The sequence below is a fragment of the Micromonospora sp. M42 genome (assembly GCF_000568915.1).
GTDB classification, from domain to species: domain Bacteria; phylum Actinomycetota; class Actinomycetes; order Mycobacteriales; family Micromonosporaceae; genus Micromonospora; species Micromonospora chalcea.
Window position 1 is genome coordinate 523,360 of the sequence record NZ_KK037233.1, and the last position, 15,854, is coordinate 539,213.

Below are 15,854 nucleotides of genomic sequence, written 5' to 3' on the forward strand. Positions count from 1 at the left end.
CCGCTGACTGTCGGGCAGCGGGTCACCGTCACGCTGCGCGGCTGGCCGGCCGGCCCGGTCCACCTCACGGTCTGCGGTAACGACGCCCGCCGGGGCGCGCTCGACTGCGCCAACGAGCAGGCCACCACCGTCCAGGCGCCGGCGGGCACGACGGCGGCGCCGATCGCGCTGGCGGCGCCACCCGTCGCCTGTCCCTGCGTGCTGCGCGCGCATGCGCTGACCGGCGCCGTCCAGGCCACCGCCGCGCTGCCGGTCCGGGGCGTGACCGCCGCCCCGGCGCCCGCGCCGGCCGCCACGCCGCGACTGCACCTCGACGAGCTGCGCGTCGCCGGCCGCCGCCCGCTGCGGGAATGGTTCGGGCTGCCCGAGACGCTCACCGTACGCGTCGCGCTGCGCAACCCCGGCCCGGCCGACGTGGTCGACCCGCCGTTCACGCTGCTGCTCGGCCGGCCCGGACGGGCGCACACCATCGTCGCCGCCCCGCCCCTGGGCACCATCGGCGCCGGGCAGGTCCGGACGTACGAGATCCCGGTGCCGGTGGACGTCGCCGTGCTCGGGGCACACGAACTCCACGGCCGCGTCGACCTGCCGGAACGGCCGGGTCGCATTCGTGGTCGAGACCAGCCGCCACCCCTGGGGACTGCTCGGCGCGGCGGCGGTCCTGGTGGTGGCGCCGATCGTGCTCCGGCCGCGCCCGCCGCGCCGCCGGGGGCGGCACCGCACCGGCGAGGGAACCGGCTAGCCGACGGCGGTGGGGGAGGGCGGCGCGCTGCCGCCCTGCGGCGCCTCGGCGGTCATCAGCCGCACGATCTCCGCCCGGTCCGCTGCCGACGGCATCCCCCACTCCGGCCGGTAGCCGAACGCCCGGTCCAGCGGGATCGACGAGGTCCGGCCGTCGAGGATCTCCACCGCGTCGGTGCCGATCAGCCCGGGATGCTCGACGCCGCACGCCTCGGCCACCTTGACCAGGTCGCGGCGCAGCGTACGGATGTAGTTCGCGGCCCGCACCGACTTGCGGGCCGGGTCCAGACCCCGGGCCAGCCACGCGTTCTGCGTGGCGACGCCGGTCGGGCAGGTGTCGGTGTGGCACTTCTGCGCCTGGATGCAGCCGATCGCCAGCATCGCCTCCCGCCCGACGTTGACCATGTCGGCGCCGAGCGCGAACGCCACCACGGCGTTGTCGGGCAGGCCGAGCTTGCCGGCGCCGACGAACACCACCTTCTCGTGCAGGTCGCGTTCGGCGAACGTGCGGTAGACCCGGGAGAAGCCCTGCTGGAACGGCAGCGAGACCGAGTCGCTGAAGATCAGCGGCGCGGCCCCGGTGCCGCCCTCGCCCCCGTCGACGGTCACGAAGTCAACGCCGCGCCCGGTGTCGCGCATCAGCGTGGCCAGATCCTCCCAGAACCCGAGGTCGCCGACGGCGGACTTGATGCCGACCGGCAGGCCGGTCTCGGCGGCGAGCAGCTCCACCCAGTCGAGCAGGCTGTCGCAGTCGGAGAACTCGGCGTGCCGGGACGGGCTGACGCAGTCCTGACCGGCCGGGACGCCCCGGGTGGCGGCGATCTCGGCGGAGACCTTCGCCGCCGGCAGCAGGCCGCCGAGGCTCGGCTTGGCGCCCTGGCTGAGCTTGATCTCCAGCGCGCGTACCGGCGCCGACGCCACCAGGTCCTTGAGCCGCGGCAGGCTGAACCGGCCCTGCTCGTCGCGGCAGCCGAAGTACGCGGTGCCGAGCTGGAAGACCAGCTCACCGCCCATGCGGTGGTACGGCGACAGCCCGCCCTCGCCGGTGTTCTGCAGACAGCCGGCCAGCGCCGCGCCCCGGTTGAGCGCCTCCACCGCGTTGGCGGACAGCGAGCCGAAGCTCATGCCGGAGATGTTCACCACCGACTCCGGGCGGAACGCCCGCGCCCGGCCGCGCGCCGCCCCGAGCACCTTGGCGCAGGGCAGCGTCACGTCGTGCCCGGCCGGTCGGCGCCGACGGCGGCACCGCCCGGCCGAACGTGCGGTGCTTGATGATCGGATAGCCGGAGGTGTGCTCGATGTCGTTGTCGGTGCCGAACCCGAAGTAGTTGTTCTCCTGCTTGGCCGAGGCGTACACCCAGCGCCGCTGGTCGCGGGTGAAGGGCCGCTCCTCGTCGTTGCCGGCCACGATGTACTGCCGCAGCTCCGGTCCGATCGACTCGATCAGGTACCGGGCCCGGCCCAGCACCGGGAAGTTGCGGCGCAGCGCGTGGTCGCGTTGCAGCAGGTCCCGCGCCGCCAGCGCGGCGACGGCGGCGACGGCTGGGGGTACGGCTCTTCTCGCCCAGCTCATCCCGCCACTCTTTCCGGAACGGTCACCGGTCAAACGCCTGATGGAACCCGGCCGCCCCGGGCGGTGTCATGGAAGCGGACCGACGGCGGAGGCTGCCCTGGACGACGACGACCTCGTCACCCGCGTACGCGCCGGCGACCGGGAGGCGTACGACGCCCTGGTCGCCCGGCACACCGCGTCCGCGTACCGGACGGCGGTGCTGCTGGGCGCCGGTCCGGACGCCGAGGACGTGGTCCATTTTTTTTTTTCGTGAAGGCGTACCGGAAACTGTCCCGCTACCGGGCCGAGGCGTCGTTCCGGTCCTGGCTGCTCTTTTATCGTCGCCTTCGAGACCCGGAACCTGCACTTTTATTTTTCAGCCGGCGCGACGGGCTGACGCTGCGCGCGGCGGCGGCGGAACCGGTCGTGGCCGGCGGTGCCGACGACGGGCTCGACGCGGTGCTGGCGGCCGAACGCCGGGCCGCGCTGGTCGGAGCGCTGCGGCTGCTGCCCGTACGCGACCCGAGGCGATCGTCTGCCGCTACCTGCTGGACCTCGGCGAGGACGAGACGGCCACGGTGCTGGGGCTGCCCCGGGGCACCGTGAAGTCGCGGACCCACCGGGCGCTGGCGAAGCTGCGTGCCCTGCTGGACCGGGAGGTGGCGCACCGTGGATGACCTGGAGCGACCTGGAGCGGGAGTGAAAGAGCTGACCGGCTGGCTGGAGCCGGCGCGGACGCCCGAAGAACCGCGCGGGTCCGCGCCCGGCTCGACGCGCCCGCGCCGCGCCGCCGCCGGCGGTACGTGCTGGCCACCGCTGCTCGCCGCGCTGCTCGTGGTGGCGCTGCCGCCGGGCCGCGCCGCGCTCGCCGACGCGGTGACCGGGCTGCTGCGGTTCTCCGGCGTCGTCATCGACTCCGCGCCCGCCCCGCCGCCGACCGGCACGCCCTCGCCACTGCCCGCGCATTTTTTTTGTCGCCCTCGCCGAGGCGCAACGCCAGGTCCGCTTCCCGATCCGGGTGCCGTCCCGCCTGGGCGCGCCGGAACGGGTGCTGGTGGCCGACCCGGACGGCGCCGGCGGCCACCGGGTGGTCAGCCTGCTCTACCGGGGCGGCACGGTACGGCTGGACGCCTTCGACGGCTCGCTCGACATCGTGTTCCACAAGCGGTCCCTCGGCGCGGACGTGACGCTCACCCAGGTCGGTGGCGAGTTCGCGATCTGGGTCGGCGGTCCGCACGCGCTGGCGTACGTGGACCGGTCGGGCACGGAACGGGTCGCCACCGCGCGGTTGTCCGCGGCCACGCTCATCTGGGAGCAGGGCTGGCGTACGTGGACCGGTCGGGCACGGAACGGGTCGCCACCGCGCGGTTGTCCGCGGCCACGCTCATCTGGGAGCAGGGCGGGCTGAGTTACCGGCTGGAGGGCGACCTCACCCGCGAGCAGGCGCTGGACGTCGCGGCCTCGCTCCGGTGAGCGACGGGAACCCGGCGGCCCCGGCCGGTGTCCTGTTGACGAGAGCCGTCGACGGGGAGGCCGCGATGTTCGTTGCGAGAAGAGTCCTGCTGGTGCCGGTCCTGCTGCTGGCCGGGTGCTCCGGTCCGGCCACGGTCCCGGCTGGAGCGCCGGTGACCTCGGCGCCGGCGGCCACCGAGCCGGCCGCGCCGGCGGCCTGCGCCGAACGGGTGGAGACCGGCCGGTTGCCGGACTGGGCGGACGCCGGGTTCACCGGCGACACCCGGATGCGGCACGTCTTCGGCGCCGGGGGCCACATCGTGGCGATCCTGTTCGCGTACCCGCTCGTGCACGCCCGGGGCGACGGTGCGAACAACAAGATCCTCTGGGTGGCGCGTCCCGAGGAAGGCCGCTCCGAGCCGGCGCCGCGGACGCCTCTGGTGATCACCGCGACCCGGGACGGGACGGGCGCCCCGGTCGTCCGCGAGGTGGACGGCGGGCCCGGGCCGTCCATCGTCGACCTGCCGGCCGCCGGGTGCTGGCGGCTGCGACTGGACTGGTCCGGCCGCACCGACACGATGGATCTGCTCTACCGGCCGGGACCCGGCTGACCGGCATGGCCGCCGCCGGCGCGGGTAACGCTGCGTCATGGCGAAGTACACCGAGCCGGAACTGCGCGAGCGCCTCAAGGCCGAGATCCGCGCCTCCGACAAGGGCGGACGGCCGGGGCAGTGGTCGGCCCGCAAGTCGCAGCTGCTGACGAACGAGTACAAGAAGGCCGGCGGGGGATTCGAGGGCCCGAAGGACGCACGGCAGCGGTCGCTGCAACGCTGGGGCGGCGAGAAGTGGCAGACCCGCAGCGGTGACACGCGCGCCCGCAACGGCGGCGAGACCCGTCGTTACCTGCCCGAACAGGCGTGGAAGGAGCTGTCGGAGGAGCAGCGGCGCGACACCGACACGCGCAAGCGCCGCGCGTCGCGCTCCGGCCGCCAGTACGTGCCGAACACCGGCCCGGCGAAGCGGGCCCGCCGGGACGCCACCGCCGCGGAGCAGATGACCGAGCTGCCGGTGACCGAGGCGGTCAAGCTCGTGCGCGACCTCGACACCCGTCAGCTCGACGCGGCGCTGCGCCGGGAACGGCGTGGCAAGGCCCGCAAGACGCTCATCGGACGGCTGGAGTCGGAACTGGGCCGCCGCCGGGCGGCGTGAGCGTGATCCCGTGGCGCACCGCGACGCAGGGGCCGGCCCGAAGGCCGGCCCCTGCGCGCGACAGTCAGCGGCGCGGGTGCTGCGGGATGCGCGGCAGCACGTAGGGCGGACCGGAGAACATCAGGTCTGCCTTGAGCTCGTGGTAGGCGAGCTTGGGCTGGTAGTTCTCGTCGTACACGGTGGCCAGGCCCTCCGGCGGGTCGGAGAACGCGCCGGGCACCCAGGAGTGCTTGTCGGTGAAGCCCCAGAGCGTGAACGACAAGCAGTGCCGCTCGGCCAGGCACGCCTGCATCAGCACGCTGAAGCCCGCCGCGGACGCCTGCAGACGCGGGTTGATCTCGGCGGAGTCGCCGGCCTCCACCCCGTCGGTGATCTGGCTGCGCACGTCCACCTCGGTGAGCGCCGTGGCCAGCCCGAGCCCGGCGAACTTGCGCAGGGCCGCGACCACCTGGAGCGTGCTGAAGTTGCCGTACTGGGTGCCCAGGTGGCCCTGCGCGCCCACGCCGTCGATCGGCACGCCCTTGGCCCGCAGGTCACGGACCATGTTGTAGACGAACTGCGTCTTGTCGTCGGCCGGGTTGCCGGAGCCGAACGCCTCGATGTTGTAGTCGTTGTAGAACAGCAGCGCCTTCGGGTCGGCGGCGCGGGCCCAGCGGAACGCGTCGGCGAGGTAGCCGGGCCCGAGGTTCTGCGCCCAGAACCCCTTGTAGTGCAGGGTGGACGGGGTGTCCCAGGGGTCGCTGACCGCCTCGTTCACCACGTCCCACTGCCAGATCTTGCCCTTGAAGTGGGTGACCACCGCGGTGATGTGGTTGCGCAGGATCTGGCGCAGCTCGGCCTTGCTGATCGAGCCGTCCGCGACGCCGCTGGTCAGCCACGCCGGCAGCTGGTTGTGCCAGACCAGCACGTGGCCCCGGACCCGCTGGTTGTTCTTGCGGGCGAACTCGATCAGCTCGTCGGCCGGTCCCCAGTTGTAGGTGCCGCGGGTGGGCTCCAGGCTCTCCCACTTCATCACGTTCTCGGCGGTGACGGTGGAGAACTCGGACGCGGCCAGCTCGCGGTACCGCGGCTCGGCGGCGTCGTTGAGGGCCGCCATGTCCACTGCGGTGCCCACGTACAGGCCGTGGCGCTTGGCCAGCTCGCGCAGGCTCTGCGCGGCCGGGTCGTACGGGCGTCCCGCCGTCGCGGGGACGACGTTGAGGGCGGTGGCGGTCACGACGGCGACCGCGCCGGCGGCGAGCCAGCGTCTCAGCTTCATCTCGTTCCTTCCGGGCAGGTGCGCTCGGCCCGAGGGCCGGCGGTGGCGGTGCCGGGGCCGCCGCGACGTGGAACGGAGCGGCGGGTGCCCGGGCGGGCGGTGCGGCTTCCGAAACTTCCGGGGCGTCTTCCGGAAGTAGCCCGAAACCTTACGGACCTCGATAGCCGCCCGTCAATCGCCGTTCGGGTAGGAGCGGGGCGTATCAGCGCAGGGGCGCGCAGGAGGCCCGCACGACCAGCTCGGTGGGGAGCTGGATGTGGGTCTCCCGCTCGACGCCGGCGATCAGGTCGATCAGCAGGCGCAGTGACTCGGCGCCCATGCGTTGCAGCGGCTGCCGGATCGTGGTGAGCGGCGGGTCGACCAGCGCCGACTCGGGGATGTTGTCGAAGCCGATGACCGACAGGTCGTCCGGTACGCGCAGGCCGAGGTCGCGGGCGACGTCCACGGTGGAGATGGCGGAGAGGTCGTTGCCGGCGAAGATCGCGGTCGGCCGGTCGGGGAGGGCGAGCAGTTCGGCGGCCGTGCTGGCGGCGCTCTCGGTGCGGAAGCCGCCCACCCGCACCAGCCGCTCGTCCACCGGCGTGCCCGCGTCGGCCATCGCCTTGCGGAACCCGGCCTCGCGCAGGCGGGCCGACTCCAGGTCGGGACGGCCGCTGATGTGCGCGATCCGGCGGTGCCCGAGCGACAGCAGGTAGTCGGTGGCCAGCACCGCGCCGGCGAAGTTGTCGGAGTCGACAGTGGGCAGGCCGGACGGGCCGGTGTGCGGGTCGACGGCCACCACGTGGAAACCGTGCTTGGTCTCGACCACCGTCGGCGTCACGATCACCGCGCCGTCGATGAGCGTGCCGGACAGGCGTGCCAGCGAGCGCCGCTCCCACCCTATGGCCGCGCCCTTGCCGTCCCCGCTGGAGTAGGCGAGCAGTTGGTAGCCGCTGCCGGCGACCTCGCGGGAGGCGCCCTTGAGCAGCTCGGTGGAGAACGGCTCGAACTCGGCGACCAGGATGCCCAGCACGTTCGTCCGGTGGCTGCGCAGGCTCTGCGCCCCCAGGCTGGCCTCGTATCCGAGTTCGTGGATGACCTGCTGGACGCGCTCGACGGTGGCCTGTGCGACGCCGTACCGACCATTGACAACTTTCGATACGGTTGCCACCGAGACGCCGGCTGTGCGGGCCACGTCTGACATCTTGACGCGCTGCGGGAACACCACGCCGACGATGATAGAGGGCCTTCCCAGGGTGATCGAAGACGTTTTCGAAAACGTTATCGATACCGATTGACTTCACGTTACGGCCCTGTAAAACTCCCCGGCAGGTAACCCGACTAAGTGGTCGAGGAGACATCTATGGCGATGAAGCGCCGTGCTGGCGCCGTCCTGGCACTGTTTGTGACAAGCGCTCTGCTGGCCTCCGCGTGCAGTGGAGGTGGCGACGACGACAAGGCCGCCGAGAGCGAGCTGTACAAGAACCCGGTGACGCTGACCTGGTGGCACAACGCCTCGCAGGACGGGCCCGGCAAGACGTACTGGGAGAAGGTCGCCAAGGACTTCTCCGCGGCCCACCCGACCGTCAAGATCGAGATCGAGGCGATCGAGACGAACCAGCTCCAGCGCACCCGGCTGCCCGCCGCGCTGCTGAGCAACGACCCGCCGGACATCTTCCAGGCATGGGGTGGCGGCGAGATGCGCGAGCAGGTCGAGGCCGACTACCTCAAGGACATCACCGACCAGGTGAAGAGCGAGGTCGCCGACATCGGCAGCGCCTCCGAGATCTGGCAGGTGGAGGGCAAGCAGTACGGCCTGCCGTTCCGGATGGGCATCGAAGGCATCTGGTACAACAAGGACATGTTCGCGAAGGCGGGCATCACGGCGCCGCCGACCACCTTCGAGGAACTCAACGCCGCGGTCACCAAGCTCAAGGCCATCAACGTCATCCCGATCGCCCTGGGCGCCGGGGACAAGTGGCCGGCCGCGCACTGGTGGTACAACTTCGCGCTGCGGGCCTGCTCGGTCGACACGCTGAAGAAGGCGACCAAGGACCGGACCTTCGACGACCCGTGTTTCGTCAAGGCCGGCCAGGACCTGAAGAGCTTCATCGACACCAAGCCGTTCCAGAACAACTTCATCGCCACGCCGGGCCAGAACGACCCGACCAGCGCCAACGGTCTGCTCGCCAACGGCAAGGCCGCGATGGAGCTGATGGGCGACTGGAACCGTGGCACCCTGGACACCGTCGCCACGGACAAGGCGGCCCTGGGCAAGTTCCTGGGCTGGTTCCCGGTGCCGGCGATCTCCGGCTCCGCCGGTGACCCGAAGGCGGCCCTCGGCGGCGGCGACGGCTTCGCCTGCTCGAAGAACGCCCCGGCCGAGTGCGTCGAGTTCCTCAAGTACATCGTCAGCCCCGAGGTGCAGAAGGGCTACGCCGCCACCGGCACCGGCCTGCCGGTCGCCAAGGGCGCCGCCGACGGCGTCACCGACCCGGCGCTGAAGTCCATCCTGGAGGCCACCTCCTCGGCCACCTACGTGCAGCTCTGGCTGGACACGGCCTTCGGCAGCACCGTCGGCACCGCGATGAACGACGCGATCGTCGCGATCTTCGCCGGCAACGGGACACCTGAGAAGGTCGTCTCGGCCATGAAGGCGGCCGCAAGCAAGTGACGTCCGCATCGCAGACCCGTACGCCCGCCGACGGCGCTCTCGCGCCGCCGGCGGGCCTCCGGCCCGGCGCACGAGCCGCCTCACGCCGCGCCGAGACCCGCCGCAAGTGGTACGAGATCATCGGCCTGACGACGCCGGCGGTCCTCATCTACGTGCTGTTCGTGCTGGTGCCGATGGGCTTCGCGTTCTACTACAGCCTGTTCCGCTGGCGCGGGGTCGGGCCGCCCACCGAGTACGTCGGCTTCCGTAACTACACGCTCGCGTTCCAGGACCCGATCTTCCTCGACGCGCTGCGCAACAACGCCATCATCGTCTTCGGGTCGCTGCTCATCCAGGGGCCCGTCGCGCTCGGCATCGCCCTGCTGCTCAACCGCCGCTTCCGCGGGCGCTCCGCGTTCCGCCTGCTGGTCTTCGTGCCGTACGTGCTCGCCGAGGTCACCGTCGGCATCATGTGGAAGCTGATCCTGACCGACGGCGGCACGCTCGACGCGCTGCTGCGGTCGGTCGGGCTGGGCGGGCTGGTGCAGGCGTGGCTGGCCGACCTCGACGTGGTCATCTGGACCCTGCTGTTCGTGCTCACCTGGAAGTACGTCGGCTTCGCCATCATCCTGCTGCTCGCCGGCCTGTCGAACGTGCCGCCCGAGCTGAACGAGGCCGCCGAGATCGACGGCGCGAGCTGGTGGCAGATCCAGCGTCACGTCACGTTGCCACTGCTCGGCCCGACCATCCGGATCTGGATGTTCCTGTCGATGATCGGCTCGTTGCAGGTCTTCGACATGGTCTGGGTGACCTCCGTGCCCGCGGTGCGGTCGCTCGGCGCCTCGGCCACCATGGCGACGTACATGGTGGACAACGGCTTCTTCGCCCGGCTGTGGGGCTACGGCAACGCGGTCGCCGTGATCCTGTTCGCCATCTCGTTCGTCGCGGCGCTGCTTTTCCAGCGGTTCCTGCTCAGCCGTGACATCGAGGGCGCCATCACCCGGAAGGGGAAGTGACAGTGGCCGTGAACTCCGTACCCGCCCCTTCGCCCGGGCGCCGTCCGGTGCAGTGGAGCTCGCCGCTGACGTACGCGATCGCGCTCGCGGTCGCGGCCGTGTCGATCGCCCCCGTCGTGTACGTCATCGTCGGTGGCTTCCGGACCACGCCGCAGATCGTGAACGACCCGGCCGGCCTGCCCGACCCGTGGGTCTGGGACAACTACTACCGGGTGCTCACGCAGAGCGACTTCTGGCGGCAGGCGTTCAACAGCGCGGTGATCGCTCTGGGCACCACGCTCGGCGTGGTGGTGCTCGGCATGGCCGCCGCGTTCGTGCTCGCCCGGTACTCGTTCCGGGGGCGTGAATGGCTCTACACGTTCTTCACGCTCGGTCTGCTCTTCCCGGCCGGCGCGGCGATCCTGCCGCTGTACCTCCTGCTGCGTGACCTGAGCCTGATCAACTCCTACTACGCGGTGATCCTTCCGCAGGTCGCCTTCTCGCTGCCGCTGACGATCGTCATCCTGCGGCCGTTCCTGTCGGCCATCCCGCGGGAGCTGGAGGACGCGGCCGCCATCGACGGCGCCGGCCGGCTCGGCTTCCTCTGGCGGATCGTGCTGCCGCTGTCGCGGCCCGCGATCGTCACCGTCGGTATCCTCGCGTTCGTGGCGAGCTGGAACGCGTTCCTCCTGCCGCTGCTCGTCCTCGGGGACGTCAACCTGCACACCCTGCCGCTGGGCGTGCAGAACTTCTCCAGCCAGTACACCACCGACACCGCGGGCGTCCTCGCCTTCACCTCACTGGCGATGCTGCCGGCGCTGCTGTTCTTCACCCTCGCGGAGAAGCAGATCGTGGGCGGGCTCCAGGGCGCGGTCAAGGGCTGAGCGGCAGCAGCACCAGCACAACCAATGGAAAGGCACACCATGACAGGGGTCCACGCGGTGGTGGACGGGCCGGTACCGGCCCAGGCAGATTCGGACCACGACCGGTCGGACGGGCACGACGCCGAGACGCGCGTACGGGAACTGCTCGCTCGCATGACGACCGAGGAGAAGATCGCGCAGCTCGTCGGGTTCTGGGAGAAGGAGGACGGTGAGGCGGTCGCGCCCCTGCAGGGCGAGTTCGCCGACAGCGGCCGGCTCGAAGACTTCGCCCGGCACGGGCTGGGTCACCTCACCCGTCCCTACGGCACCCGCCCGGTCGATTCCGCGGCCCGCGCGGCCTGGCTGTGGAAGTTCCAGCGGGACCTGGTGACCGGTACCCGGCTGGGCATCCCGGCCATCGTGCACGAGGAGTGCCTGACCGGCCTGTCGGCCTGGAAGGCGGCCACCTTCCCGACGCCGCTTGCCTGGGGCGCCGCGTTCGACCCCGAGCTGGTCACCGAGATGGCGGCGGCGATCGGGGCCTCGATGCGCGCGCTCGGCATCCACCAGGGACTGTCCCCGGTGCTGGACGTGATCCGGGACCCGCGCTGGGGCCGGGTCGACGAGTGCATCGCCGAGGATCCGTACCTCGTGGGCACCATCGGCACCTCGTACGTGCGGGGACTGCAGTCGCAGGGCGTGCTCGCGACGCTGAAGCACTTCGCCGGCTACTCCGCCTCGCGGGCCGGGCGCAACTTCGGCCCGGTGCACGCCGGTCCCCGGGAACTCGCCGACGTGCTGCTGCCGCCGTTCGAGATGGCGATCCGCGACGGCGACGCGCGCAGCGTCATGCACTCGTACGCCGAGATCGACGGCGTGCCGGTCGCCGCCGACCCGACCATGCTCACCGACCTGCTGCGGGACCGGTGGGGGTTCGACGGCACCGTGGTGGCCGACTACTACGGCGTCGCCTTCCTCAACCTGCTGCACCACGTCGCGGCCGACCACGCGGACGCGGCGGCGCAGGCGCTGGCCGCGGGCCTGGACATCGAGTTGCCTACCGGCGACGCCTTCCTGACGCTGACCGAGTCGGTGCGGGCCGGCACTGTCGACGAGGCGCTGGTCGACCGGGCGGTGTTGCGCGTGCTGCGCCAGAAGCAGGAACTCGGGCTGCTCGACGCCACGTTCGCCGACGAGCCGCCGGGTGCCGTGGACCTCGACTCGCCGGAGCACCGGTCGATCGCGCGCCGGCTCGCCGAGGAGTCGATCGTCCTGGTCGCCAACGAGGGCGTGCTGCCGCTGCCGGCGGGCCGCCGGGTGGCGGTGGTCGGCCCGAACGCCGACCGGCAGGGCGCGTTGTTCGGCTGCTATTCCTTCCTCAACCACGTGCTGGCCCATCACCCGGGCGTGGAGACCGGCTTCGAGGTGCCGACCGTCCTGGAGGCGGTGCGCGCCGAGTTCGGCGCCGACCGGGTCACCTTCGCGGCCGGCTGCGAGGTGGACTCGGCGGACCGGTCCGGCTTCGACGAGGCGGTCGCCGTCGCGTCCGCCGCCGACGTGGCGGTCCTCGTGGTCGGCGACCACGCCAGCCTGTTCGGCCGCGGCACGGTCGGGGAGGGCTGCGACCGGGACGACCTGGAGCTGCCCGGCGTGCAGCGCCAGCTCGTCGAGGCGGTGCTGGACACCGGCACCCCGGTCGTCCTGGTGCTGCTGACCGGCCGGCCGTACGCGCTGGGCTGGGCGCTGACCCGGTGCGCGGCGGTGCTGCAGACGTTCTTCCCGGGCGAGGAGGGCGCCGGGGCGATCGCGGGTGTGCTCTCCGGGCGGGTCAACCCGTCCGGCCGGCTGCCGGTCACCCTGCCCGGCTCGGCCGGCGCGCAGCCGTACTCGTACCTGCACCCGGAGCTGGGGGCGGGCACGAACGGCACCAACCTGCCGGCGACGCCGGTGGCGCCGTTCGGTCACGGGCTGTCCTACACCACGTTCGCGTACACCGACCTGACCGTGCCGGCCGAGGTGCCGGCCGACGGGGCGCTGCGGGTGTCGGTGCGGGTCACGAACACCGGCGCGGTCGCCGGTGACGACGTGGTGCAGCTCTACGGCCGGGACCTGGTCGCCTCGGTGACCCGGCCGGTGGCGCAGCTGCTCGGCTACCGGCGGGTGCGTCTGGAGCCGGGGGCCTCGGTCACCGTCGAGCTGAGCGTGCCGACCACGCGGCTGGCCTTCACCGACCGCACGCTCACCCGCGTGGTGGAGCCCGGGGAGGTCGACGTCTGGGTGGGTACGAGCGCCCGGCGCGACGTCCAGGCGCGGACCACGCTGACCGGCGACACCGTCGAGATCACCGCCGCCTCGCCCCGCTGGACGACCACCGACCTCCGCTGAACGGGGTCCGCCGGTCGTCCACGGGGCGGACGGCGGACCCTTTCAACCCATATTGGCGTTATGTCGATTTTGGCTCAGTAGGCTCCAGGATGTCATCCAGCCCCGGCTGGATCCCGGTCGCCGGCACCCACAGGGATGCGTGAGTCACGATGATGGACGCGGACACCATGGTCCTGCCCCGGATCGGGGACGCCGCGGTCGAGGACCCCTGGGGCGAGGACCGTCCGCGCCGCTCCACCGCCCGCGCCGCGACCGCCGCCGTGACCCGGTGGCGGATCGCGGCGTGGCTGCTGCCCGCGGTCCTGACCGGCGCGCTCGGCGCGACCCGGATCGCGACAGCGGGTCCGAGCGCCGGGGAGTCGGCGGCCCGCCGGGCGGCGACGTCGCCCTGGCAGGGGATCGGGCTCACCGGCGACGACATCGCGCTCGGGCCGTACCACCTGCTCCTGCGCGGCTGGGCGGAGCTGTTCGGCGCGACGGACCTCGCGCTGCGCGTACCGTCGCTGCTGGCCATGGTCGGGGCCGCGGCGCTCGTCGGCGCGCTCGCCACCCGGATCGCCACGCCCGCCGCCGGCCTGCTGGCCGGCCTGATCTTCGCGGCGCTGCCGACCTCGATCCGGTACGCGCAGCAGGCACAGCCGTACGCCCTGGCGGTGTTCGCCGCCGTGCTCGCCACCTGGCTGCTGGCGTCCGCGCTCGACCGGCCGCGCCCGCGGCGGCTCGTGCCCTACGCGGGCGCGGTGCTGCTGCTCGGTCTGTGCCAGCCGGTGGCGTTGCTGCTGCTCGCCCGCGCACGGCTGGGTCGTGCTGGCGTTCCGCCGCCGGGACACCGTCCGGTGGCTGGCCGCAGTGGCCGTCGGGCTGCTGCCGGTCGCCGCGCTGCTCGCCGTCGGCGTGCGTGACGGCGGGCGCCTGGCGTCCGGCGCGTGGCCCGGCGCCACCGTGCTGGCGGCCACGCCCGGAGAGCTGTTCGGCGTCGTCGCGCTCGGCGGCGTGCTGGCCGGGCTGGCCCTGTTCAGCCTCCCGCTGCGGTACCCGGCCGCGATCTGTACCGCCTGGGCGCTGGTGCCGGCGCTCGGGCTGCTGGCGCTGGCGCAGGCCGCGCCGGTCTGGTCGGCGGTGAACCTGCTGTTCACGGTGCCGGCCTGGGCGGTGCTCGGCGGGGTCGCCCTGGCCCGGGCGCGTGCCGCCGGCGCGCTCGCCGTGCTGGCTCTCGTGGCGCTGCTGGCGGCGGCGGCCCAGCTTCCCGCCTGACCGTCGACGAACGGGCGACGTCTGCCTGATTCGCCCTTTTTGTGGTTGATTGTCGGCTTAGCATTCGGTCGGCTCCTGAGCCTGCAGACCATGGGGGAAACGTGGCCGTCGCCGCCGATACACGCCCGTCCCGCGCCACGACGGCCGGGCCGCCGGGTGGCCGCCCGATCGCGCCCGTCCCGCCCGGGACGCCGGCCGATCCGGACCGCCGGCAGCGCAACGTCCGCGCCCGCCTGGCGTACGCCCGGTGCGGCGCCGTCGCCGGTCCGCTGCGCCCGCCGCACGGCCCGGACGCGGCGGTCGAGTTCCGCCCCACCGCCTCGGTGGCCGCGCGGGTCGTGCTGACGCTGCTGGTGCTCGTCAACAGCGCCGCCGGGCTCGTCTTCGTCGGCTGGCTGCTGCTGCCCCAGCACGTGCCCGGCCCCGGCGTGGTCGGGCTCGGCGGGTGGCAGACCGCCGCCGCCCGGCTCGCGTTCTGCGTCGTCGTCGGCGTCGAGCTGATCCGCCTGGCGCAGAACGTGGTGGTCTGGGTCTTCGCCTTCCACGCCCGGGACCCGGTGCCGGTCGACCCGCCGGTCGGCCTGCGGGTCGCGCTGCTCACCACCATCGTGCCGAGCAAGGAGCCGCTGGACGTCGCGGAGCGTACGCTGCGCCGGCTCCGGGAGATCGTCTACTGCGGGCACGTCGACGTGTGGATCCTCGACGAGGGCGACGACCCGGCGGTCCGGGCGATGGCCGCGCGGCTGGGCGTACGCCACTTCACCCGCAAGGGCCGGCCCGAGTACAACCGGCCCGGCGGCGAGTTCCGGGCCCGGACCAAGTCCGGCAACCACAACGCCTGGCGGGCCGAGCACGAGCACCGCTACGACGTGGTCGCGAACGTCGACCCGGACCACGTGCCGCTGCCGAACTTCCTGGAACGCACGCTCGGCTACTTCCGCGACCCGGATGTGGCGTTCGTGGTGACGCCCCAGGTGTACGGCAACATGCACCAGAACTTCGTCGCCCACGGCGCCTCCGTGCAGCAGTACCTCTACAACGGCCTGATCGCCCGCGGCGGCAACGGCCTGGACGCGCCGCTGCTCACCGGCACCGGGCACCTCTACCGCCCGGCGGCCTGGCGGACCATCGGCGGCTACCAGGACTCGATCATCGAGGACCACCTCACCAGCATCCGCGTGCACGCCGCCGTCAACCCGGCCACCGGCCGCCGCTGGAAGGGCGTCTACACCCCGGACGTGGTGGCGCTCGGTGAGGGGCCGACGTCCTGGGCGGACTACTTCAACCAGCAGAAGCGCTGGGCCGCCGGGATCTGCGAGATCCTGCTCCGCCGCGAGATGCGTACGCCGCGCGACCTGCCGTCGCGCCGTCGCTGGCAGTACCGCCTGCTCCAGTTCTACTACCCGAGCGTCGCGGTGAGCCTGCTGCTGGGCAACGCCGCCACCGCGCTCTACCTGCTGACCGGCGTCGACGCGGGCCGGCTCGACCCGCAGGTGTGGGCGACGCTGTGGGG

19 protein-coding genes are annotated in these 15,854 nt (G+C 72.7%); 14 read left to right on the forward strand and 5 right to left on the reverse strand.

Going from position 1 to position 15,854, the window contains the following annotated elements:
• A partial coding sequence (locus MCBG_RS33470) for a hypothetical protein (protein ID WP_223200998.1) occupies nucleotides 1-296 on the reverse strand: 296 nt, incomplete at its 3' end.
• Between the two features lie 314 nt (nucleotides 297-610).
• Here MCBG_RS33470 and MCBG_RS34655 point away from each other — a divergent pair.
• Nucleotides 611-742: a hypothetical protein gene (locus tag MCBG_RS34655; protein ID WP_255358564.1), complete on the forward strand. Its 132-nt coding sequence runs from the start codon at nucleotides 611-613 to the stop codon at nucleotides 740-742.
• On the opposite strand, the gene MCBG_RS01950 is transcribed toward MCBG_RS34655, so the two are convergent.
• The gene (locus MCBG_RS01950) at nucleotides 739-1,836 is read right to left on the reverse strand and encodes an FMN-binding glutamate synthase family protein (RefSeq protein WP_255358650.1); all 1,098 of its coding nucleotides are present in this window, start codon (nucleotides 1,834-1,836) and stop codon (nucleotides 739-741) included. The genes MCBG_RS34655 and MCBG_RS01950 overlap by 4 nt on opposite strands.
• Nucleotides 1,745-2,314 (reverse strand): hypothetical protein, encoded by a 570-nt coding sequence (locus MCBG_RS33475; RefSeq protein ID WP_223200999.1) that lies wholly within the window; start codon nucleotides 2,312-2,314, stop codon nucleotides 1,745-1,747. The genes MCBG_RS01950 and MCBG_RS33475 overlap by 92 nt, the downstream gene beginning before the upstream one ends.
• Before the next feature lie 40 nt (nucleotides 2,315-2,354).
• On the opposite strand from MCBG_RS33475, the gene MCBG_RS33480 reads away from it, so the two are divergent.
• The 6 genes from MCBG_RS33480 (at nucleotide 2,355) to MCBG_RS01970 (ending at nucleotide 4,954) form a co-directional block, all read left to right on the forward strand.
• On the forward strand, nucleotides 2,355-2,567 hold the full coding sequence (locus MCBG_RS33480) for an RNA polymerase sigma factor (protein ID WP_223201470.1): 213 nt from the start codon (nucleotides 2,355-2,357) through the stop codon (nucleotides 2,565-2,567).
• The gene (locus MCBG_RS33485; RefSeq protein WP_223201471.1) at nucleotides 2,564-2,899 is read left to right on the forward strand and encodes a sigma-70 RNA polymerase sigma factor region 4 domain-containing protein; all 336 of its coding nucleotides are present in this window, start codon (nucleotides 2,564-2,566) and stop codon (nucleotides 2,897-2,899) included. Before MCBG_RS33480 ends, MCBG_RS33485 begins: the two co-directional genes overlap by 4 nt.
• Nucleotides 2,872-2,970: a sigma factor-like helix-turn-helix DNA-binding protein gene (locus MCBG_RS33490; protein ID WP_255358565.1), complete on the forward strand. Its 99-nt coding sequence runs from the start codon at nucleotides 2,872-2,874 to the stop codon at nucleotides 2,968-2,970. Before MCBG_RS33485 ends, MCBG_RS33490 begins: the two co-directional genes overlap by 28 nt.
• A 341-nt stretch (nucleotides 2,971-3,311) precedes the next feature.
• Complete coding sequence (locus MCBG_RS33495) at nucleotides 3,312-3,701, forward strand: hypothetical protein (protein WP_223201000.1); 390 nt, start codon at nucleotides 3,312-3,314, stop codon at nucleotides 3,699-3,701.
• 61 nt (nucleotides 3,702-3,762) lie between these two features.
• Nucleotides 3,763-4,356 (forward strand): hypothetical protein, encoded by a 594-nt coding sequence (locus tag MCBG_RS01965; RefSeq protein WP_223201001.1) that lies wholly within the window; start codon nucleotides 3,763-3,765, stop codon nucleotides 4,354-4,356.
• 37 nt (nucleotides 4,357-4,393) lie between these two features.
• On the forward strand, nucleotides 4,394-4,954 hold the full coding sequence (locus tag MCBG_RS01970) for a DUF5872 domain-containing protein (RefSeq protein ID WP_043323404.1): 561 nt from the start codon (nucleotides 4,394-4,396) through the stop codon (nucleotides 4,952-4,954).
• 64 nt (nucleotides 4,955-5,018) lie between these two features.
• Here MCBG_RS01970 and MCBG_RS01975 read toward each other — a convergent pair whose 3' ends face one another.
• Nucleotides 5,019-6,212 (reverse strand): endo-1,4-beta-xylanase, encoded by a 1,194-nt coding sequence (locus tag MCBG_RS01975; protein ID WP_043323406.1) that lies wholly within the window; start codon nucleotides 6,210-6,212, stop codon nucleotides 5,019-5,021.
• 202 nt (nucleotides 6,213-6,414) lie between these two features.
• The gene (locus MCBG_RS01980) at nucleotides 6,415-7,419 is read right to left on the reverse strand and encodes a LacI family DNA-binding transcriptional regulator (protein WP_043323408.1); all 1,005 of its coding nucleotides are present in this window, start codon (nucleotides 7,417-7,419) and stop codon (nucleotides 6,415-6,417) included.
• 177 nt (nucleotides 7,420-7,596) lie between these two features.
• On the opposite strand from MCBG_RS01980, the gene MCBG_RS01985 reads away from it, so the two are divergent.
• The 7 genes from MCBG_RS01985 to MCBG_RS02010 all read left to right on the forward strand — a co-directional run.
• Nucleotides 7,597-8,865 (forward strand): ABC transporter substrate-binding protein, encoded by a 1,269-nt coding sequence (locus tag MCBG_RS01985; RefSeq protein ID WP_223201002.1) that lies wholly within the window; start codon nucleotides 7,597-7,599, stop codon nucleotides 8,863-8,865.
• Nucleotides 8,862-9,860, forward strand: coding sequence for a carbohydrate ABC transporter permease (locus tag MCBG_RS01990; RefSeq protein ID WP_043323411.1), 999 nt, complete (start codon nucleotides 8,862-8,864; stop codon nucleotides 9,858-9,860). The genes MCBG_RS01985 and MCBG_RS01990 overlap by 4 nt, the downstream gene beginning before the upstream one ends.
• On the forward strand, nucleotides 9,857-10,723 hold the full coding sequence (locus MCBG_RS01995; RefSeq protein ID WP_043323413.1) for a carbohydrate ABC transporter permease: 867 nt from the start codon (nucleotides 9,857-9,859) through the stop codon (nucleotides 10,721-10,723). Before MCBG_RS01990 ends, MCBG_RS01995 begins: the two co-directional genes overlap by 4 nt.
• Nucleotides 10,724-10,762: 39 nt before the next feature.
• A complete protein-coding gene (locus MCBG_RS02000) occupies nucleotides 10,763-13,087 on the forward strand; it encodes a beta-xylosidase/alpha-l-arabinosidase (RefSeq protein ID WP_043323415.1) in 2,325 nt (774 codons plus the stop codon).
• 149 nt (nucleotides 13,088-13,236) lie between these two features.
• Nucleotides 13,237-13,989: a glycosyltransferase family 39 protein gene (locus tag MCBG_RS02005; RefSeq protein ID WP_223201003.1), complete on the forward strand. Its 753-nt coding sequence runs from the start codon at nucleotides 13,237-13,239 to the stop codon at nucleotides 13,987-13,989.
• On the forward strand, nucleotides 13,937-14,341 hold the full coding sequence (locus MCBG_RS33500) for a hypothetical protein (protein ID WP_223201004.1): 405 nt from the start codon (nucleotides 13,937-13,939) through the stop codon (nucleotides 14,339-14,341). The genes MCBG_RS02005 and MCBG_RS33500 overlap by 53 nt, the downstream gene beginning before the upstream one ends.
• 101 nt (nucleotides 14,342-14,442) lie before the next feature.
• Nucleotides 14,443-15,854 (forward strand): glycosyltransferase family 2 protein (locus MCBG_RS02010; RefSeq protein ID WP_043330038.1); only part of this gene is annotated, 1,412 nt, incomplete at its 3' end.